Origin of the sequence: Corynebacterium sp. HMSC074C11 (genome assembly GCF_001809455.1) — a bacterium.
Taxonomy (GTDB): Bacteria; Actinomycetota; Actinomycetes; order Mycobacteriales; family Mycobacteriaceae; genus Corynebacterium; species Corynebacterium amycolatum.
Genome location: NZ_KV797724.1, coordinates 1 through 4,393, shown reverse-complemented (window position 1 = coordinate 4,393; position 4,393 = coordinate 1). Strand labels below are relative to the sequence as shown.

General features: G+C 56.6%; 6 protein-coding genes. 4 read left to right on the top strand and 2 right to left on the bottom strand.

Annotated elements, in window-relative coordinates; genetic code table 11:
- Positions 1–155 precede the first annotated feature (155 nt).
- Both HMPREF2614_RS02305 and nucS read left to right on the top strand, forming a co-directional pair.
- Positions 156–659 carry a DUF2550 domain-containing protein gene (locus tag HMPREF2614_RS02305; RefSeq protein WP_038629512.1) on the top strand — a complete coding sequence of 168 codons (504 nt, stop codon included), beginning with the start codon at positions 156–158 and terminating at the stop codon, positions 657–659.
- Between the two features lie 77 nt (positions 660–736).
- Positions 737–1,429, top strand: a complete 693-nt coding sequence (gene nucS / locus HMPREF2614_RS02300; protein WP_038628481.1) for an endonuclease NucS — start codon at positions 737–739, stop codon at positions 1,427–1,429.
- A 364-nt stretch (positions 1,430–1,793) separates the two neighbouring features.
- Here the strand turns inward: nucS and mce are convergent, their stop codons facing one another.
- Entirely contained in the window at positions 1,794–2,246 is a 453-nt protein-coding gene (mce, locus tag HMPREF2614_RS02290; RefSeq protein WP_005509354.1) for a methylmalonyl-CoA epimerase, read from the bottom strand.
- A 31-nt stretch (positions 2,247–2,277) separates the two neighbouring features.
- On the opposite strand from mce, the gene HMPREF2614_RS02285 reads away from it, so the two are divergent.
- Both HMPREF2614_RS02285 and HMPREF2614_RS02280 read left to right on the top strand, forming a co-directional pair.
- Positions 2,278–2,583: a thiamine-binding protein gene (locus HMPREF2614_RS02285; RefSeq protein WP_038628488.1), complete on the top strand. Its 306-nt coding sequence runs from the start codon at positions 2,278–2,280 to the stop codon at positions 2,581–2,583.
- Positions 2,584–2,666: 83 nt separating this feature from the next.
- Positions 2,667–3,716, top strand: coding sequence for a co-chaperone YbbN (locus tag HMPREF2614_RS02280; RefSeq protein ID WP_049181164.1), 1,050 nt, complete (start codon positions 2,667–2,669; stop codon positions 3,714–3,716).
- 35 nt (positions 3,717–3,751) lie between these two features.
- On the opposite strand, the gene HMPREF2614_RS02275 is transcribed toward HMPREF2614_RS02280, so the two are convergent.
- A complete protein-coding gene (locus tag HMPREF2614_RS02275; protein ID WP_038628495.1) occupies positions 3,752–4,147 on the bottom strand; it encodes a TIGR02611 family protein in 396 nt (131 codons plus the stop codon).
- Positions 4,148–4,393: the final 246 nt, after the last annotated feature.

Here is a 4,393-nt window from a genome sequence, read left to right as displayed (position 1 = left end):
GAGCTCGCAAGAGAAATCTTGCAAGCTCCCCGCCCCGTTTTTCTTAGTTATTTTTCATGTCAGTGCAACAATCGGGTAGGGTTTGTAAAAAGCCTGTAATGCGCTTTTGGACCAAGGTTCGTCGTCTATTCACCCGGATGCGAGGCTGGCAGATAGTGTTTTCAAGCGTAACCATGATGTCAATGATGCTCATGATTATCGGTGCGATGTTAATCGTCGGCGGGGCGCTTGCCCTGTGGCGTTTTGCTAGCCTGCATGCAAAAGGTACCCCTGTTATCGCTCGTCGTCTTCCTGCCGGTGATGGCAGTCACTGGCGCCATGGAGTCATGGTTTATTCAGAGTCGACGTTGAAGATGTACAAGCTACGTTCGCTGCGTCCTGGCTGTGATGCCGAATTTGCCCGTCACGATGTCACTATTGTGGATCGCCGAAATCCGACTGACATCGAGGCGGGTTTTTTCGCGCCCGGGCTTCGGGTAGTCAGGATTAAATCGGGGAAAAATACCGAATGGGAGTTTGCCGTGGACTCGTCCTCGGACACCGCGCTGGTGGCGTGGGTGGAGTCGAAGCCGTCGTCACGCCAGACTCGTGAGTTTCCTACAGATATTGAGCGACGTTTTCGTTCGGCTTATAACCGCGGCCGGGGAAGCCAGTATTAGGCTGCGACGGCAGGTTATTGCGAAGCCTCTAGTGGGTATTGTTTTCTCCCGCGCGGCAGTCACGTTAGGGTAGGGGAATGCGCCTTGTGATTGCTGAATGCACCGTCGACTATGTCGGTCGCTTGAATGCCCATCTGCCTCATGCTCCGCGCTTGCTGTTGGTGAAAGCTGATGGGTCTGTCTCTGTGCATGCCGACGACCGTGCATATAAGCCCCTGAACTGGATGACACCGCCGTGCACGCTGACGGAGAAGGATATTCTCGACGAGTCGGGTGAGGACACTGGTGAAAAGCTTTGGGTCGTTGAGAACAAGAAGGGCGAGCAGCTTCGTATCACTATCGGCAAGGTGTTAGCTGATAGCACCTACGAGCTGGGAGAGGATCCCGGCCTGGAGAAGGATGGTGTAGAAGCGCATCTACAGGAGCTGCTTGCAGATCAGTTCACAACTTTTGGCGAGGGCTACACCCTGATTCGGCGCGAATACCCAACCGCGATTGGGCCGGTGGATCTGCTTGGCCGCGATGAAAACGGAGCCACTGTAGCAGTGGAGGTTAAGCGTCGGGGTGGTATCGATGGTGTCGAGCAGCTAACCCGTTACTTGGAGATGCTGAACCGCGATGAGCTGCTGGCACCGGTAGAGGGGATTTTTGCTGCCCAGGAGATTAAGCCACAGGCCAAGACTCTGGCAGAGGACCGTGGTATTCGCTGTGTGACCGTGGATTACGACGCGCTGCGTGGCCTGGAGTCCAACGAATTGCGGTTGTTTTAGTCATGCCTAGGCGAAACCACAAGCGGCGCGGCAATCAACGGGGTAATCAACGCGGCAGGCGTAATAACCAAGGCCAGAATCGCGGCAGCCTGCCCGCATTTGGCAGTTCTTTTCAAAACACTCGCACTGAATCCGGGCCTGCCGGTTGGCAGGACGTGGACTTTGCGGTGCGTAACATCAGCGCTGGCCAGTCCAATAAGATTTATCGCTGTCCGGGGTGCGACCAGGAAATCATGCCTGGGACCTCTCACATTGTGGCATGGCCACAGGATTATGGTGCCGGCGCCGATGACCGGCGCCATTGGCACACTAACTGCTGGCGCAACAGAGCTCACCGCACTATCACGCGCCGCTGGGGATAGATTTACTTTGCCGGCTCAACGAGCTCCAGCAGGACGCCACCGGCATCCTTCGGGTGGATGAAGTTGATGCGCGAACCTGCGGTGCCAATCTTCGGCTCCGGGTAGAGCACGCGGGTGCCCTGCTCCTTCAGATGTGCCATCAGAGCCTCCAAATCAGTGACGCGAACTGCGTACTGCTGGATTCCCGGCCCCTTCTTGTCCAGGTACTTTGCAATGGTGGACTGGTCATTCAGCGGCGCGAGAATCTGAACCAGAGTGCCACCTTCAACCTTGTCGGCCGGGCCGACCATGGCCTCGTGGACGCCCTGCTCTTCATTGACCTCATCGTGGTAGTTGATGAACCCCAGGTTTGCGCGGTACCACTCAATAGCGGCATCAAAATCTGGGACCGCGACGCCGACGTGATCAACAGCGACTACGTACTTATGGGGAACGGGAATCTGTGTCTCACTCATAGTTTCCAGAGTACTCGCTATTATCGGCGCCATGATTGTCGCATTTTCTGTTGCCCCCACTTTCTCCGATCCTGAGCAGGGAATGGCTGAGGCCGTTGCTGAAGCCGTACGTGTTGTGCGCGAATCTGGCCTGCCCAACGAAACTAATGCCATGTTCACCCTTGTTGAAGGCGAGTGGGATGAGGTCATGGACGTGGTTAAGCGAGCCACGGAAGCAGTCAGCCGTGTCAGTCCGCGCACTTCTCTCGTCATCAAAGCGGACATTCGCAACGGGTACACCGGGCAGCTGCGTGCGAAAGTCGATGCGGTGGAGGATGCGCTAAAAGCTACCGACTAGTCTCTTGTTCGGCTTGGACACGTAGGCTCTACATAGGTCTTTACATAGGCTTTACGACGACACTGGAGAGGAACCCTTTTACGATGCCAGCTGGACATGGTCACGCACATGGCCATTCGCATGGTCACTCGCATGGAGCACACGGTCACCGCGAGTGCTCGACCCCGCCACCACCGCCCGGTACGGTTGATTTGGAGCAGCTCCACCAGCGCGCCGAAGCCGAACGTAAGCACCGAGAGGAAATCGAGCGGGCAACCAGTGATCAGGGAGACGGGCTTCCTCCTGTGGTGGAGATTGCCCCGCAGACCCTTGAGGCAGAAGTCGTTCTGCGCTCGGAGCAGGTACCGGTAATTGTCTTAATCGGCATGGCGGGAGCAGCTGATTCGCTACGTCTTCGGGCTGAGCTAGAAGGCATGGCCCGTGAGGCCAATTTGAACTGGATTCTGGCGTGGGCGGATGCTGAGGAGCATCCGCAGCTGGCCCAGGCATTCGGTGTGCAGGCAGTGCCGACAGTCACGGCCGTGGCTATGGGCAGTCCCATTGGCATGTTTGTAGGCGAGAAAACCAGGGATTGGCTGGAGCAGTGGCTGGCGCAGGTTATGGAGGCCACTCGGGGGCGTCTCAAGGGGTTGCCGGCGGGAACTCGTATGGCTGGGGAGGGCAGCGAGCCGGAGGCTCCCGAGCCGACTGACTTCTTCGGCAATCCCGTACCCACCGATGACCCGCGTTTGGAGCAGGCCGAAGAGCTGCTCGAGGAGGGCAATTTCGACGGGGCGTTGGAGTTGTATGACGCTATGCTGCAGTCCGAGCCCGCAAATCAGGGTCTGAAGCGCGCTCACGCGAATGTGTCCTTCTTCGCCCGCGCTGCCAAAATTGATCGCAGTGCAGATCCAATTGCAAAAGCCGACGCAGCGCCGAAGGACGTCGCGCTCGCCCTCGATGCCGCGGATGTCACGATGCTTGTCGACGACCCAGCGAAGGCGCTCGATCGTTTGTTGAAGTTGCTCCCGCAGGTGTTTGGCGATGACCGTGAGACCATCAAGTCGCGTCTACTAGAGCTGCTTGTGCTATTCGATACCACAGATCCAGTGGCATTGGATGCGCGCCGGAGGATGGCTAGCGCACTGTACTAGGAGCACTGTACTAGGAGCCTTGAAAGCGCAGGCTCCTAGCTAGAAGCGTCGGTGTACGGCCAGGCATCCGGAGCCATGAAGTAGTAGACGCTGCCCATTACAGCGGCCATAAACGCCATCAGCAACAGGAAAAGCGTTGCTTTCATTGCCACATGGCGCTGCGCATACCAGGCGTAAAAGGCGTCCAATTTTGCTGCCAACCAGATGTTCAGGCGACGTGTCGGTGGGTGGACCAACGAGAGAATTCCCAGTGCAACAAAGATGCAGAGCCATCCGGGGGCAGGAGTTGGCAAAATGATAATGCCAACAATGAGCAGTGCGAAGCCTGCGACGAGAAGAACTGGGGAGAGCACCGGTCCGTACCAAGTGTTACGCATATGGGCATGGCGAATCTGCATGCGGTCCATCAAGCGATGTACCTTTTCTTCCATTGCGATTCACTTCCTCCGATTTTCGGTGCCGTGTAGTACTCCTAGCAGCGGTCTCAAAACAAGGCATCGTTGACACAACAAACATCAAATGTGCAGCTCAACTGCCTGGGTGCACCGTTGGACCTTGACTTTATAAATCATGTCTATATTTAATCCATTGTTGCATAAAAGTTGCGCCCCAGTGCAACGAGATTTTTCGGAAGGTGGTAATCTGGCTCTTCCGGTTTCGGAGTGCGTAGCGGGGTG